The 16,142-nt window shown below is 61.4% G+C and carries 11 protein-coding genes; 7 read left to right on the top strand and 4 right to left on the bottom strand.

What is annotated here, in order from left to right; translation table 11 throughout:
• Nucleotides 1-42 precede the first annotated feature (42 nt).
• Entirely contained in the window at nucleotides 43-2,340 is a 2,298-nt protein-coding gene (locus tag HDF16_RS08105; protein ID WP_221312598.1) for an FG-GAP-like repeat-containing protein, read from the top strand.
• Between the two features lie 137 nt (nucleotides 2,341-2,477).
• Here the strand turns inward: HDF16_RS08105 and HDF16_RS08100 are convergent, their stop codons facing one another.
• The gene (locus HDF16_RS08100; protein ID WP_184215347.1) at nucleotides 2,478-3,854 is read right to left on the bottom strand and encodes an NAD(P)/FAD-dependent oxidoreductase; all 1,377 of its coding nucleotides are present in this window, start codon (nucleotides 3,852-3,854) and stop codon (nucleotides 2,478-2,480) included.
• 133 nt (nucleotides 3,855-3,987) lie between these two features.
• Nucleotides 3,988-4,842, bottom strand: a complete 855-nt coding sequence (locus HDF16_RS08095) for a sulfite exporter TauE/SafE family protein (RefSeq protein ID WP_246408869.1) — start codon at nucleotides 4,840-4,842, stop codon at nucleotides 3,988-3,990.
• 311 nt (nucleotides 4,843-5,153) lie between these two features.
• Here HDF16_RS08095 and HDF16_RS08090 point away from each other — a divergent pair, with 311 nt between their 5' ends.
• The 3 genes from HDF16_RS08090 (at nucleotide 5,154) to HDF16_RS08080 (ending at nucleotide 10,281) form a co-directional block, all read left to right on the top strand.
• The gene (locus HDF16_RS08090) at nucleotides 5,154-7,058 is read left to right on the top strand and encodes a CRTAC1 family protein (RefSeq protein WP_184215345.1); all 1,905 of its coding nucleotides are present in this window, start codon (nucleotides 5,154-5,156) and stop codon (nucleotides 7,056-7,058) included.
• Entirely contained in the window at nucleotides 7,055-8,923 is a 1,869-nt protein-coding gene (locus HDF16_RS31545) for an FG-GAP-like repeat-containing protein (RefSeq protein WP_348641272.1), read from the top strand. The genes HDF16_RS08090 and HDF16_RS31545 overlap by 4 nt, the downstream gene beginning before the upstream one ends.
• Before the next feature lie 263 nt (nucleotides 8,924-9,186).
• Entirely contained in the window at nucleotides 9,187-10,281 is a 1,095-nt protein-coding gene (locus tag HDF16_RS08080) for a GntR family transcriptional regulator (RefSeq protein ID WP_246408867.1), read from the top strand.
• 196 nt (nucleotides 10,282-10,477) lie between these two features.
• Here the strand turns inward: HDF16_RS08080 and HDF16_RS08075 are convergent, their stop codons facing one another.
• Nucleotides 10,478-11,452 (bottom strand): PfkB family carbohydrate kinase, encoded by a 975-nt coding sequence (locus HDF16_RS08075; RefSeq protein WP_184215340.1) that lies wholly within the window; start codon nucleotides 11,450-11,452, stop codon nucleotides 10,478-10,480.
• Between the two features lie 260 nt (nucleotides 11,453-11,712).
• Here HDF16_RS08075 and HDF16_RS08070 point away from each other — a divergent pair, with 260 nt between their 5' ends.
• Genes HDF16_RS08070 through HDF16_RS08060 form a run of 3 tightly spaced genes read left to right on the top strand, consistent with a single transcriptional unit; the run spans nucleotide 11,713 to nucleotide 14,609 of the window.
• Nucleotides 11,713-12,774, top strand: coding sequence for a galactitol-1-phosphate 5-dehydrogenase (locus tag HDF16_RS08070; RefSeq protein ID WP_184215337.1), 1,062 nt, complete (start codon nucleotides 11,713-11,715; stop codon nucleotides 12,772-12,774).
• Nucleotides 12,775-13,572 (top strand): SDR family oxidoreductase, encoded by a 798-nt coding sequence (locus tag HDF16_RS08065; protein WP_184215334.1) that lies wholly within the window; start codon nucleotides 12,775-12,777, stop codon nucleotides 13,570-13,572.
• A gap of 8 nt (nucleotides 13,573-13,580) precedes the next feature.
• On the top strand, nucleotides 13,581-14,609 hold the full coding sequence (locus HDF16_RS08060) for a ComEC/Rec2 family competence protein (RefSeq protein WP_184215330.1): 1,029 nt from the start codon (nucleotides 13,581-13,583) through the stop codon (nucleotides 14,607-14,609).
• 132 nt (nucleotides 14,610-14,741) lie between these two features.
• Here HDF16_RS08060 and HDF16_RS08055 read toward each other — a convergent pair whose 3' ends face one another.
• Nucleotides 14,742-16,070 carry an MFS transporter gene (locus HDF16_RS08055; RefSeq protein WP_348641271.1) on the bottom strand — a complete coding sequence of 443 codons (1,329 nt, stop codon included), beginning with the start codon at nucleotides 16,068-16,070 and terminating at the stop codon, nucleotides 14,742-14,744.
• Nucleotides 16,071-16,142: the final 72 nt, after the last annotated feature.

The raw sequence follows: 16,142 nt of genomic DNA, 5'->3' as shown, positions 1-16,142 counted from the left end.
GCATCCGGATGCTCCATCCATTCACAGCGCCATCGCGAATGGGTGGGACTGATCAGCCTCCTGGCGACACTTTGCGTTCTGCCCTCACCGGCTCAAGACGCAAAGATCGCCATGGCCCCTCCTGCCATCGGCTCGGTCTCTATGCCCACGAAGGGCGAAGATGCCGCTCCAATCTACCAGGCCGAATCCACGAAGCGCATGGCGAAACTCCTCCGCAACATCTTCGCCGCCACGGACTGGAAGCTTGATCCCAGCAAGCCCACGCAACGCGTGGACTACTACTCGGAACTCCTTCGCACTAAGCCACTCTCATTCGAACAGGACACCATCGTCCGTCAACAGCTCGCCCGCGAGATGCTCGGCTCAGGCGATGCCGCAGGCGCAATCCGCCAACTCGAAGAAGTCCGCCGCCGCTGGCAGCGCGATGCCCGCATCATGTCCGCAAACGGTATCAAGCAGCTAGGCAAGGACCTCGCGCTCGCCTATCTCCGTCTCGGCGAACAGGAGAACTGCGCCACCATGCACGGCCAACGCGCCTGCCTCTTTCCGCTTCGCGCTTCTGCCGTCCACCAGATGCCGCGCGGCGCTGAAGGTGCCGTTCGTGAGCTCTCCGCTCTGCTCGAAGCCAATCCTTCAGACTCTGAATCGCAGTGGTTGCTCAACGTCGCCTACATGCAGCTAGGTCGCTACCCCAAAGATGTCCCCGTCCGCTGGCTCATTCCCGAGAGCCGCTTCGACTCCGAAGCCAAGCTCCCCGAGTTCCCCGAAGTCGCCGCGTCCTCTGGCATCGACATCACCGGCCACGCCGGCGGTGTCGTGGTCGAAGACTTCGACGGCGACGGCCAACTCGACATCATGGTCACCTCCTCCGGCCCGCTCGATCAGATGCACCTCTTCCACAACAACGGCGACGGGACCTTCCGCGATGTCACGCGCCAGTCCGGCCTTCTGGGCGAGACCGGCGGCCTTAACCTGGTCCTCACCGATTACAACAACGACGGCCACCCGGATGTCCTCGTCCTGCGCGGCGGATGGTGGGGCAAGCAGGGCCTCTACCCCATGTCGCTTCTCCGCAACAACGGAAACGGCACTTTCGATGATGTGACGGAAGCCGCCGGCTTGCTCCTGCCCGCCTCCTCCGCGCCCACCAACACCGCTGCCTGGGCAGACTTCGACGGCGACGGCTGGCTCGACCTCTTCGTCGGCCACGAGAGTTCTGCCTCGGACCCCCACCCCTCGCAGCTCTTTCACAACAACCACGACGGCACCTTCACGGAGATCGCCGCCGCGAGTGGGATCGCGAATCTAGGCTTCGTGAAAGGCGTTGCCTGGGGCGACTTTAACAACGATGGCCGCCCCGACCTCTACGTCTCCATGATGTACGGTCGCAACAAGCTCTTCCGCAACGACGGCCCGGCTGACAAGAATGCCCCGCACGACCTCACCAAAGGCTGGAAGTTCACTGACGTCCCCGAAGCTGCCGGGGTCTCCCAGCAATCGAACAGCTTCGCCACCTGGTTCTTCGACTACGACAACGATGGCTGGCCGGACATCTTCGTTGCCGGCTACTCGCTCCAGTCCTCAAGCGACGTCGGCGCCTTCGAGATGGGCCTTCCAATAGCCTCCGAGAAACCAAAGCTCTACCGCAACAACCACGACGGCACCTTCACCGATGTCAGCGCCCAGACTCACCTCGACCGCGCCATCCTCACCATGGGCGCAAACTTCGGCGACCTCGACAACGATGGTTGGCTCGACATCTATCTCGGCACCGGCGACTCCACCTACCAGGCACTCCTTCCCAATCGCATGTTCCGCAACGACCACGGCCAGCGCTTCCAGGATGTCACCACTGCCGGCGACTTCGGCCACCTTCAAAAGGGCCACGGCATCGCCTTCGCCGACCTCCGTCGCTCCGGCTTCGAGGACATCTGCGAAGAGATGGGTGGCGCGCAGGTCGGTGACGTCTACCAGAGCGCTCTCTACCGCAACCCGGGCAACAAGAACCACTCCATCACGCTGAAGCTCGAAGGCGTCCGCTCCAATCGCGCCGCATTTGGAGCCAAGATCAAGTTAACTGTTGGTTCAGGAAAAGGAACGAAGCGCTACATCTTCCGCACCGTAGGTTTCGGCTCCAGCTTTGGCGGCAATCCCTTCGAGCAGCACATAGGCATCGGACTGGCGGAGGTAATCGACGAGGTAGAAGTCACATGGCCCGCCACAGGCATCGTGGACCGAATCCGCGCTGTGAAAGCAGACCATCACTACACGCTGCGCGAAGGCGACAGCAAACTCACACAATTAAACTCCGCTAACTCACGAGGGCAAGCAAAGTTTTAGCCGCTGGCAGAGTCACTCCGGCACGGTTTGCCGCGAAGAACTTCTTCAGGCAGGCCGAGACCTCCGTTGAGCGTTCCAGAGGCGTAAAGTGCCCAGAGTCGAACTTGATGCCATGGATAAACAGGATCGCCTTCCCCTTACCCTTCGTTATGCAATGCAAGCTCTTTCCTCTCTTCGAGAGCCAGGGGTCGAGTAGCCGCTCTGTGCCGTTTGTTCAGCTGCCGACTCACTCGAAACGCGGCCCATGCCGCCATCCTCATCGTGAGAAGGGCCGACCCAAGTATCAGGGTGCCCAAAATGCGGCGTGGCCGGGTGCGCGCATAGATGAGATTGGTCGTCCACGCAGGCACCGTATACACGTCGCCCGCGCGAAACACTCCAATCAACCCCCGCAGCGATGGCTCGTAGAAGATCTTTTCGATGAGACTGTTGAAGAAGCGGCCAAGCCCAACATGGCGCAAGTTGTAAGCGTATCTCGCGAGCAGCGGAAAGCTGTCTCTATCGCGAGTGGCAGAGATCATCGCGCTCGCTTCGGACGCATGACGCAGCGCAGCGGTAACCCCATTGCCAGTAATCGGGTCAGACTGCGAGCCCGCTTCACCGATAAGGATCCAGTTTTTGCCACAAAGCTGGGTGTAGGTGCGGCATAGGAAAGAGGTGACCGCGAGCGGCACGGACTCGGAGAATTGCAGGAGCGGCGCAAACTTCGGGAAGTTCTCTAACTGCTTGCGCCATATCTCCGCGTTCGACAGTCCATGAGCGCGGAGTATCTTGACCTTCGACCCCGGAGCCACGTACCCAAGGCTGCTCACGCCCGGGCTAATCGGAATCTCCCAGAGCCACTCCATGTACTGATCTGCGGAGTTGAGCATGTACAGGTTCGTTCCTTCCACCCATTTGTCGGTGGGAACGTGCCCCCAGATAGCAACCTTTCGCGGTCCATAGTTCACAGAGGGTATTTGAAGCTCGCGGCCGAGCACACTGGCCGCCGCGCCAGCGGCGTCGATGAACCACGATGCATCGAACCTGCGTCCGGCTGAGGTCTCCACAGCCAGGATTCTGCCGTCGCGTGTCTCGAAACCGACGGCCTTCTCGTGGATCATCTGAACGTCTGTCCGCGCAAGAATCTTCGTCAACGCCTTATGTATATGGTCGCGATCGAGATGCATCGTCCGCACCTCAACGTTGAACGGAGGCTTCGCCAGCCACGGGCCGGGTTTGTAGTGCTCTTCCTTGCCGTCGATATCGCTTATGACGATATGGCGCTTGTAGGTCGCGGCCCCCGACGAAAGAAGCTCTTCCATGGGAAGGCCAAGTTGAGCCAGCAGATCAGGGGCAGACCAGTCGAGAGATTCGCCGACGATATGCTGAATCGTCTCACGCTGCTCCAGGCACACGACAGCAAGACCAGCGCGCGACAGATGGATGGCAGCGGCGAGTCCGGCAAGACCTCCGCCAAGAATCACAACATCTGCCTTCTGGTTCGGGAGCTCTTTATGTGCGCCGTTTGGCATAGGGTCGTGAGACGTCCAGCGATTCGAGTGCGAACAAAAGGAGAGATAGGGATCCCGACACTTATAGCAAGCGGACATAGCGACACACATCAATCAAAAGGTTGATGTGTGTCGACGGACTAATCGGAACGCTTTACAAGCGTCCCGGCCGATAGCGGCTCGCGGAACTCATCGCCCAGGCGACCGACCCAAACAGAGCGAACGCTCCAGACGATGCCCACAAGACCTGCTTCGACAGCGAGACCAAAGCAAGCGTGCTGACAAACTCCAGGGCGATGAGCGAGAGCAGCAGGATCACGATGGCACGCCGGGGCATGTAAGAACAGATCAACGCGCCCAGCGGCCCTCCGACCGCGACCACCGGTACGGCGGCCAGCCAATAGCCCATGACCGGCGCACCGAAGTCTCTGATCACAAAGAGATGCAGGAGGAATCCTGGAATGGTCACAATACTCATCAAAATGACTGTTGTCGGGGTCACGACTTTCTCATCCATGCGGAACAAGAGCACCATCACCATGAATGCAATCGTGTTTTCCCCGCAGCCAACGAGTGCGCTGATGATGCCACCCACCAGCCCCGCGAACACGAGGATGAGTTTCTCCCAGTTCCCAAAGATGGGAATTCGATCGTTGCGCAGTACCTGCCTATCGAGATTCATCAGCAGGACGGCGAGCCCCAGGCTGCTGACCAACACGGTGAACGAAGCTCGCACCAGCGGAGGAGACGCGTGCGGAGCCACAAAGAGCGCTCCGATAGTCACCCCGATGAGGCCTGCGACGCCTGCATAGAGCAGTGCTCGCCTCTCAATGGGTATCTTGAGATACAGGATGCTCAGCGATGCTGAGACCATTCCGATGCTTTGGATGCCGAGAGAGAAGTTTCTCGCGTCTATCGGCGCAATGTGCAACAGCTTGGTGAAGACAGGAAAGGCAATCGCCCCGCCTCCTTCACTGGTACCACCGCCGACCATTGATCCGAAGATCATCGTAAGGGCGATGCGCCAATTCACCGCGAAATAGTGGAAAACCGCATGCCCCCCCAAAAGCGCCCACACTGCCCAGACAGAGCACGCAAGCAGCAGATTGAAGCGTAGCGCTCTGATCCTTAGTTGAGTCTGTGCCAGGCAATCCTCCCCAAACGTAACGACAGAGGCCTCTGAACGATCTGGCCATCGAACTATGTTCTTGTCTGATTGTTCCAATTCTCGCTGACGGTGAGCCAGCCGTGAGTCATCCTTTCGATCGATTGCGACTCAATAGAACGGTTGACTATACTTCCTCACTGAGGCCGCACAGCATGATCTTCACCCGTCGCGGCTTTGTCCGCTCGCTCTCGCGAACCGCTCTTGTGCTCGCGCTGGAAGACGTGCTGAAGCTCGCCATTCCCGCGCAGCAGCCCGTGCCAGCAGCAAGCCAGATCGGCTCCCGCCCTACCTACGATGCCAAGCCCAAAGCCGCTCCTAAGCAGGCATCTCCCGTCACCGGAACTCCTCTCGGCTTCAGCTTCGTCGACGTAGCCAAACAGAGTGGCCTCACCGCCAAGACCATCTACGGCGGCGAGCACAAGAACCGCTACCTCCTCGAGACCACCGGCTGCGGCGTCGCCTTCTACGACTTCGATCACGACGACTGGCTCGATCTCTTCCTCGTCAACGGCACCCGCCTCGACGCCGACTCACTTCCCAAGGGCCCGGCCCCCATCAGCCGCCTCTTCAAGAACAACCGCGACGGCACCTTCACCGACATCACTGCCAAGTCCGGTATGACGCGGTCTGGATGGGGTCAGGGCTGCTGCGTCGGCGACTACGACAACGACGGCCTCAACGATCTCTTCGTCAGCTACTACGGCCAGAACATTCTCTACAAGAATCACGGCGACGGCACCTTCACCGACGTGACAGTGAAGGCCGGCCTCGCCCAATCGAAGACCCGCTGGAACTCCGGCTGCGCCTTCCTCGACTACGACAAGGACGGCCACCTTGACCTCTTCGTCGCCAACTACATCGACTTCGACATCAAGACCGCTCCGCTACCCGAGGCCGCCGGCTGCGCCTACAAGGGCATGCAGGTAGCATGCGGGCCGCCCGGCCTTGACGGCGGAAAGAACATCCTCTACCGCAACAACGGCGACGGCACCTTCACCGACGTCAGCCAGAAGAGCGGCATGTGGGACACCATCGGCACCTACGGCCTGAGCGTGACCGTCGCCGACCTCAACAACGACGGCTGGCCCGACATCTACGTCGCAAACGACTCCACCGCCTCCACCTACTACGAGAACCAGAAGGACGGCACCTTCAAAGACATGGCCATCGAGTCCGCCATCGCCTACTCGCCAGACGGCAAACCCCAGGCCGGCATGGGCGTAGCGGTCGGCGACTTCAACCGCGACGGCCTGCTCGACATCGTCAAGACCAACTTCGCCGGCGACACCGACTCGCTCTATCAGTCACTCGGCGACGGCACCTTTGAGGACCACACCTACCTCTCAGGCCTCGGCATCAACACCCGCTACCTCGGCTGGGGCGTCGGCTTTGTCGATGTCGACAACGACGGCTGGCTCGACATCTTCATCTCGAACGGCCACGTCTACCCGGAGGTCGACGGCTCCCACCTTGACGCCCCCTACGCCGAGCACAAGTACCTCTACCGGAACCTCCGCACCGGCCAGTTCGAAGAGGTCACATCGCAAGCTGGCCCCGGCATCAACGACGCTGTCCCCGCCCGCGGCTGTGCCTTTGGCGATTACGACAATGACGGGGACATGGACGCGGTCGTCAACTGCGTCAACGCCCCGCCCCAACTGCTCCGCTGCGACTCCACCATCAAGCGCAACTGGATCAAGCTCCGCCTCGTCGGCACGAAGAGCAACCGCACCGGCATCGGCGCACGCATCACCGTCACCGCCGCAACCGCGACGCAGGAGATGTCGGGCGTCGGCGAGCAACCGCTACGCCAGGTCGACGAAGTCCGTAGCGGCGGCAGCTACTACTCGCAGAACGATCTCCGCATGCACTTCGGCCTCGACCAGGCGACCAAGGTCGACACCATCGAAATCGCCTGGCCCTCCGGTCAGAAGGACACTCTACGAGATCTCACAGCCAACAAGCTCTACGTGATCGAAGAGGGCGGCAAGATCCTGAAGACAATCGCGATGGGCGCGCCCCCCGCCGATGCGAAGTCCCCAGGAGTTCCGCGGTGAACGAAGCGCAGAATCTCCCTCATCTTCAGCTCCAAAAAGAACATCATCCTGAGCGGAGTCCCTCGCAAAGTTTCATCGCGAGGGACGGAGTCGAAGAACCTGCTTCGCTCTCCACTGCACCACCGCTCGCGTCTTTCGGGCGATGGTTCGCGCCTCTCTTCGCGATTCTCCTTCTCACGGCAGCGCTTCACGCCCAATCCCCCTACCCGCCCAGCGCCGAACACCCCACCCCAGCCTGGTTCGTCGACGTCGCAGCCAAAGCCGGCATCACCGTGCGCGACGTAAACGGCAGCGCCACGAACAAGCAATACATCGTCGAGGCCACCGGCTCCGGTGTAGCTATCATCGACTACGACCGCGACGGCTGGCCTGACATCTTCCTCGTTAACGGCACCGAACTTCACCCATCCAGCAAACAAAACGAAGCCCCCACCAACCACCTCTTCCATAACAATCACGACGGCACCTTCACCGACGTCACTGCCAAATCCGGCATGGTCAGCGCCGGCTGGGGCCAGGGCGCTTGCGTCGGCGACTACGACAACGATGGCTTCGACGACATCTACGTCACCGGCTACGGCCACAACCGCCTCTTCCACAACCAGGGCAACGGCACCTTTAAGGAAGTTGCGGCCCAATCCGGCACAGCCGGCAGCGGTGCCGAGTGGGGAACCGGCTGCGCCTTCATCGACTACGACCGCGACGGGAAGCTCGACATCGTCGTCGCCGACTACGTCCACTTCGACCTCGCCAAGGTCCCCATGCCCGGAAGGGAGGCCGGGTGCACCTGGAAGGGAGCTCCTGTCATGTGCGGCCCGCGAGGCCTGCCCAGCGCGCCGAACATCCTCTTCCACAATGAAGGAGGCGGCAAGTTCAAAGATGTAAGCATCGCCAGCGGGATCCAGAAGACCCTCGGCCACTACTGCTTCTCCGTCACCACACTCGACTTCAATGAGGACGGCTGGCCGGACATCTACGTCGCCTGCGACTCCACCCCGTCTATCCTCTATCGCAACAATCACGACGGCACCTTCACCGACGTAGGAGCCGACGCCGGAGCCGCCTTCAATGAGGACGGCCGCGAGCAGGCGGGCATGGGCTCCACCGCTGCCGACTACGATGGCGATGGCCACATCGACCTCTTCAAAACTAACTTCTCCGACGACACCTCCACCCTCTACCACGCCGTCGGCGACGGCACCTTCAGCGATGTCACCTTCCCAGCAGGTCTCGGCGTGAACCTCGATGCCCTCGGCTGGGGAGCCATGTTCGCCGATGTCGACAACGACGGCTACCCCGACCTCCTCGTCGTCAACGGCCACGTCTACCCGCAGGTCGACGAAGCGAAACTCGGCAGCACCTTCAAGGAGCCTCGCTTCCTCTACTGGAATCCCGGTAACTGGTCACAGCCCGGAGCAAAGTTCAAAGACCTCTCGAAGTCTTCCGGTCCCGGCCTAACCCAACCCCTATCTGGCCGCGGCCTCGCTATCGCCGACCTCTGGAACGACGGCCGCCTCTCTGCCGTCGTCAATAACCTCAGCGACCTGCCGATGCTTCTGGTCAACGAAGCGAAGAACTCGAACCACTGGCTGGGCATCAAGCTGATTGGCACAAAGTCCAACCGCGACGCCATCGGAGCTCGCGTCTCGCTACACGGGACGAAACGCAATTGGGTCGACGAGGTCCGCAGCGGCTCGAGCTATAACAGCAGTAGCGATCTCCGGTTGCACTTCGGCCTCGGCACGGAAACCACCATCTCCAGCGTCGAAGTGAGATGGCCAAACGGCGAGAGAGAGCAATTCGCTATGCCCTTGATAGACCGCATAGCCGACCTCACCGAAGGCACGGGCAAGCCCCTTCAATAGATAAGGCTAGTTAAACTCTTTTTCCATCCGAAAAATAGATAACTTAAACGAATTAGCTAAGACAAACTCTTGGCTTCTGCCCTGCAATCTGTTCTACTTCGTATCTGTCTTCCTTCGGCTGATTTTGCGGGATCTACAGGAAATCGTCCGCGATGACGATCGGCGGCACGCCATCTTGCTCAGGTAGAAAAGGCTCCATGTCTCCTTCGAGGAAATTGCCGCGCTCAGGCGCAATTCGAGATTCGGCTGCAGCGGAGACCGCTTTGCCGGGAGGTCCCCTCCATCGGTCCATCTACGAACAGCTGCTGGCGGAGATCCAAAGCGGCGTCTACAAACCAGGCGAACGCCTGCCCAGTGAAGCTGTCCTGTGCGAGCGCTTTCAGGCCTCCCGCATCACCGTCGCCCGCGCCTTCCAAACCCTGCAGCGAGAGCACCTCGTCACCCGTCGCCCGGGCTCCGGCACCTACGTAGAAAAACCCGCCCGCCAGGACTCGCTCCAGTTCGGCCTCCTCATCCCCGACCTCGGCACCACCGACATCTTCGAGCCCATCTGCCAGGGCATCATGCGCTCGCCCGCAGCCCGCTTCCACTCTCTCACCTGGGGCCACTCCACCGGGCAGGAGAAAGACCTCGAGCGCGCGGCAGAGCAGCTCTGCCAGCAATACATTACGCAGAAAGTGGCCGGCGTCTTCTTCGCTCCAGCCGAGTTCACCGAGACCCGCGGCGACGTGAACCGCACCATCGCAACGCGCCTCCAGGAAGCCGGGGTAACGGTCGTTCTCCTGGACCGCTGTTACGAGCCCTACCCGCAGCGATCGCACTTCGACCTCGTTGGCATTGACAACCACCGCGCCGGAAGAATGCTCACCGATCACCTGCTCGAAACCGGTGCCCGAAGGATCATCTTCGCCACGCGCCCGAACTCCGCTTACACCGTAGATGCCCGCATCGCCGGCTACCGCGACGCCCTCTATAGCTTCGATTCGCGGCTTACTCCCGTCTCGATTTCGGGCGACTTTGAAGACCCCGCCTGGGTCCGCAGGATGCTCGACCGGGAGAGGCCTGATGCGATCGTCTGTGCAAACGATTACACTGCCGCCCACCTCATGCAGACCCTAATCTCACTGGGGATTCGTATTCCTGAGGATATCAAGATGGCCGGGGTCGATGACGTTGCCTACGCGAAGCTGCTACCCACACAACTCACCACCGTTCGACAGAACTGCGCGGAGATTGGCGCAGTTGCCATGGCGGTCATGCTTGATCGCCTAGAGAATCCCTTGCGGCCAGTAAGAGACGTGCTCGTCCGCTGCGACTTGATAGTGCGCGCTTCAACATGCAGCAACGCAATGAACTAAAGCTGAGATCGATCTTCCTTGTATCGATTCCGCTTCGCTGTTTCTCGGCCCGGTGTTCTGTCCGCAATGTTCTGTACTGGTGAATAGACCCGTCATCTCGACAGGACCCCTGAGCATCGCGAAGGGGAGTGGAGAGACCCCCGCATTGGCTTTTGTGCCGGTACAGGTTCCGCTGAACCGCTCCTAACGAACAACCCTACCGTCCCACCATCTCCTCAATCTCTCCCCGCAGCTCTTCCGGAATCTTCGGTGTAGCCCCCGACTGACTCGCCACGAAGCTCCCACAGCGATTGGCCACCGCACTGATCCCCTCGAGGGTCGCGCCCTGAAGGTACGCATGAACCAGCCCAGCCGTAAACGCATCCCCCGCGCCAATCGTATCCACCACCTTCACGACATATCCTCTGTGCCGAAAGCTCCCACGACGATCCATCAGCAGACTCCCGTATGGCCCCAGCGTGATCGCCACCAGCTTGCACTGCGGCGCAAGCATCAGCAACTCCGAAGCGCACCCGATAGCCGCTTCGGACAGTGTCTCCGAATCCACCGCCGCTCGAAGCCCTCGCGAAATGACAGCGTTCCCCAGCATCTGCCCAACCTCGGAAAGCTCTTCGTCACTCACCTTCAACACATCCGCATGAGCGATGCTCCATCGCAAAACCTCTTCGGTACAGAACGGTATCCGCAGGTTCAGGTCGCACATCCTTGTGCACTCCGTTCCCGCCGCGCCAACCACCGCCCGCATGGAAGCACGCGACACCTCGTCTCGCTGTGCCAGCGTGCCAAAGTAGATCACCGCCGCCGTACCTGCGAGCCCGATCAGTCTAGGAACCAGCGAGATAGCATCCCAGGCAACCGGACTGTTGATGACGTACTTCGGTCGTCCCTCCTCGTCCAGTGTCACTGAGACCGTTCCAGTCGGCAGAGAGGCAGAGGTCTGAACGCCCGACAGGCTGAGACTCGTATCCTGAGCCAGCGCAGCCAGGCGACCCATGGCCTCCCGCCCCAACCCGTCATCCCCCAGGCAACTGATCAGCGAGGAGTACTCGCCAAGCCGCGCAGACAGCACGGCAAAGTTCGTCGTTGCCCCGCCAAGCCGAGGGCCGGAGGGCAGCATGTCCCAAAGAAGTTCCCCGATAGCGATCTGCGGGGACGAAGGACTCGTCAACATGGCTTCTCCGGAGTTCCGAAAGCGGCATTGGATTGGGAACGCACTTCCTCGCTCCCGTCTCTCGCAGAATGTTATGTCAGATAACCTTGGCTTGTCCGCGATTCGACATATATCTTTCCCCGGCGACGCCCCCCGGGCACATTCTTGTGGGGAGTCTGGGTTGTCGAACGAGCACAAAACTGTTCTTATGGTCTGCTGTAAGCGGTTGCACATCCTGGCCCGCGCTCCGCCATATGCACCACAACTGAGGAACACCACGCATGAAGGCGCTACTACTCTCGGAATACAACCGGCTCGCAATCTCTGATCTCGCCGCGCCCATCCCCGGCCCCGATGAACTCCTCATCCAGGTCGCCGCCTGCGGCATCTGCGGCAGCGACGTCCACGGCTACGACGGCTCCTCCGGTCGCCGCATCCCGCCCATCGTCATGGGCCACGAAGCCGCAGGCACCGTCGTAGCCATCGGTTCGGAAGTCCAAAACTACACCCCCGGCGACCGCGTAACCTTCGACTCCACCGTCTTCTGCGGTGTCTGCGACTTCTGCCGCTCCGGAGATGTCAACCTCTGCAACGACCGCCAGGTCATCGGCGTCTCCTGCGGCGAGTACCGCCGCGCCGGTGCCTTCGCCGAGTTCCTCACCGTCCCCGAGCGCGTCGCCTACCACCTCCCCGACGAACTCTCCTTCCCCGATGCCGCCATGCTGGAAGCTGTCTCCGTCGCCCTTCACGGCGTCGCCGTCTCTGAGATGAAGGGCGACGAGACCGTCCTCGTCATCGGTGCAGGAATGATCGGCCTCCTTCTGCTCCAGGCCGCCCGCACCACGGGATACGCCTCCGCCTGCGTCTACATCGCCGATGTCGACGCAACTCGCCTTTCCCTCGCCACCGACCTCCGCGCCGATGCCACCTTCCTAGCCTCCGGCTCCACCCTCACCGCCGAGATCCTGAAGCGCACCCAGGGCCGCGGCGTCGACATCGTCCTCGAAGCAGTCGGCCGCGACGAGACCATCTCCACCGCCATCGACTGCGTCCGCAAAGGGGGCACCGTCGTTCTCGTCGGCAACATCTCGCCCCAGGTCAACCTGCCCCTGCAGAAGGTCGTCTCCCGCCAGATCCGCCTGCAGGGCTCCTGCGCCTCCGCAGGCGAGTACCCCGACGCCATGGACCTCATCGCCTCCGGCAAGATCAAGGTCGCTCCGTTAATCACCGCGATCGCTCCGCTTGCGGATGGCCCGCAGTGGTTCGAGCGCCTGCACTCCCGCGAACCCAACCTGATGAAGATCGTTCTCGATCCCCGCCCCCAAGCGACGGAGTTGGCCTAAGTGGCAGAGAACCTCTTCGACCTTACCGGCCAGCTCGCCCTCATCACCGGAGCCTCGCGCGGCCTCGGCCAATACTTCGGTCGCGCGCTCGCCCGTGCCGGCGCAGACCTCATCATCACCAGCCGCAAGAAGGCTGACCTGGCGCCCTTCGTCACGGAGATAGAAGCCCTCGGCCGCAAGGCCCATCCGCTCGAACTCGACGTTCGCGATCACGAAAGCATCCTCACCATGTCCGCCGCAGCCGAGCAGATCGGCCAGGTCCACATCCTCGTCAACAACGCCGGCTGCAACGTCCGCAAGCCCGCCGTCGATGTCACCTGGGATGACTACAACCTCATCCTCGAAACCAACCTTCGCGGCAGCTTCTTCGTAGCCCAGCAGATCGCGAAGCAGATGATCCCGCACCGCTACGGCCGCATCGTGAACATCGGCTCCGTCACCAGCGTCTTCGGCTTCGCCGGCCTCGCGCCCTACACCGCCAGCCGCGGCGGCATCCGCCAGCTCACCATGAGCCTCGCCGACGAGTGGGGACGCGATGGCATCACCGTCAACTGCCTCGCCCCCGGCTGGTTCCAGACCGCCCAGAACAAGGTCCTCTACGAGAATCAGGAGTGGGTCGACTACCTCGTCGATCGCATCCCGCTCAAGCGTCCCGGCGAACCCCACGACCTCGACGGTGCCGTCGTCTTCCTCGCCTCCGAGGCCAGCCGCTACATCACCGGCCAAACCCTGCTCGTCGATGGCGGCATCTCCACCGGCGCAACCCGCGCCACCGTCCAGCTAGCTTCCAAGTCTTAGGAGAGATCATGTTCTCAAAAAATGTGCTTCCTGTAGCCCTCGCAATCGGCGGCGTCTTCGCCAACGCACAATCCTCTGGCAAGCTGCGCGTCTACTTCATGGACGTCGAAGGCGGCCAGTCGACACTCTTCGTCACCCCCGCAGGTGAGTCTCTACTCATCGACACAGGCTGGCCCGGCAACAATGGCCGCGACGCCGATCGCATCGTCGCCGAGGCGAAGAAGGCCGGCCTCGCGAAGATCGACTACGTCCTCATCACCCACTTCCACGACGACCACGTCGGCGGCGTCCCCCAGCTCGTCGCCCGCATCCCGGTCGGCACCTTCATCGACCACGGCCCCAACCGCGAACTGACTCCCGGCGTCGAGCACAACTACGCCGAGTACCAGAAGGTCCTTGCCACAGGCAAATTAAAACATCTCACCCTCAAGCCCGGCGACACGCTGCCCATCAAGGGCTTCCACGCCACCGTCATCAGCGCTGACGGCGAACTGATCTCCCACTCGCTCCCCGGTGCGGGCCAGCCCAACGAAGCCTGCAAGACCTCGGCCACCAAGGCCGCCGACCAGACGGAGAACGCCCGCTCCCTCGGCATCGAGATCGACTTCGGCAAGCTCAAACTCCTCGACCTCGGCGACCTCACCTGGGACAAGGAGATGGAGCTGGTGTGCCCGATGAACAAGCTCGGAAACATAGACATCTACATCGTCTCCCACCACGGCTGGTACCAGAGCTCCAGCCCCGCGCTGGTCCACGGCATTCATCCCCGCGTCGCCATCATGGATAACGGCGAGAAGAAAGGCGGCTCGCCGGGAACGCTCGACACCCTGAACTCCACCCCCGGCCTCGAAGCTCTCTACCAACTCCACTTCGCCGCGGAGAGCGCAGATAAGAACGCCCCAGCCGATCACCTGGCCAACCTTCAAGGCACAGTCCCCGACGCGGGCAATCCCATCGAACTGACAGCTTCAAAAGACGGCAGCTTCAGCATCACCAACACCCGCACTAAAGAGACAAAACTCTTCCCCGCAAAATGACGTTCCACATCAACAAGACGTCACCCGCCCCCGTTCCCACCTCATAAAAGCGTCATCTCGACCCAAGCATCGCGGCACTATCGCGATGCGCAGTCGAGAGCCCCCCGCATTTAGCTTTTGCACTGTCCGTCGTCAAGCCTCCGCAGCAACCGGCTCAATCCGCCCCAGCAACAAAATGTAGCTAGCAATTCCGATCGCCAGATAGATTGCCGCTATCCCAAACACCCAGAGATACGACCCCGTCGCCAGCAACACATACCCCGTCACAATCGGCGCTGCGATCCCTGAAACCTGGTTCGAAAAATTGACGATCCCGCCCACCGTTCCCACACTGCCACGCGGAGCGATCATCGAAGGGATCGACCAGCCAATGGGCGCCGCCGCCGACAGCCCGCCAAGGCAGATGCTGATCCAGAACAGCGCTGTCACCGGCGTGTGCGCGTGCGCCGCGCCAAGAATGCCCAGTCCGAACGCCGTCCCCGCCACCAGGATCGTCTTTCGCACCCGGCTCGCGTCCCACCCACGCTGGATCAATGCATCGGAAGCAAGCCCGGCACCCAGATCGCATACCGTCGCGAACAGCCAAGGCACGCCCGTGTACAGAAACGAGTGCAGCAGATCCACATGCAGCGCCGAGGCAAGATAACTCGGGAGCCACGTCAGCAGCAGGTAAAAGCTGTAGTTGTAAGCCCCAAACCCAATCGCCAGCCCCAGCACCTTCTTCTGCCGGATCAGGTATCCAAGCGAAGCCCGCTCACTCCCCGCATGGGCCTCTTGATGAACCCCGTCCGCCTCCGCGATGTACTCGCGCTCCGCCTCCGTCAGCCGCGCGTCGTCATCAGGATCGCGATAGACCTTGCTGAAGATCCCGAAGTAAAGCAGGCTCACCAGCCCCGTCGCCGCAAAGCTCCACCGCCATCCCACCTTCACCAGCAGCACGCCAATCACCGGCACGCCAATCGCCGAAGCGAACTTCGCCGCCGCATCGAAGATCGACGTAGCAAAGCTCCGCTCCTTCGCCGGAAACCATAGCCCTATGGCCTTCGCATTCGCCGGAAACGTCGGAGCCTCGCCCACGCCCAGCAAAAACCGCGCCCCAAAGAATCCGGCTATGCTCGATGTCGCCGCCGCAGCGAACGACGCCAGACTCCACAGCAGCGTACTGATGCGCCCCACCCGCCGTACCCCGAACCGGTCCAACAGCAAGCCAACAGGCAACTGGCACATCGCGTAGGTCAGGTTATACGCGCTCGAAAGATAGCCAAACACCACATCAGAGATCCCAAACGTCTCATTCAGAGCCGCATGCGATACCGACAGGTTCACCCGGTCGAAGTAGTTGACCAGCACGCCCAGACCCAGCAGCCACGCAATCATCCAGCGACGCCCGCCCACCTTGTCGCGCCGCGCTAGTACTTGCTCGTCGATCATGAACACCCATGCGAACAGTCGTCTAAGCATAGACGCGCCGGGCATAATGGCAAACAGCCAACAGAAAAAGGGAGGCCGCTCCAGCGGCCTCCCTTTTTCTGA

This window comes from Granulicella aggregans (assembly GCF_014203275.1).
Taxonomy (GTDB): Bacteria; Acidobacteriota; Terriglobia; order Terriglobales; family Acidobacteriaceae; genus Edaphobacter.
This window is presented reverse-complemented; position numbering and strand designations above follow the sequence as displayed.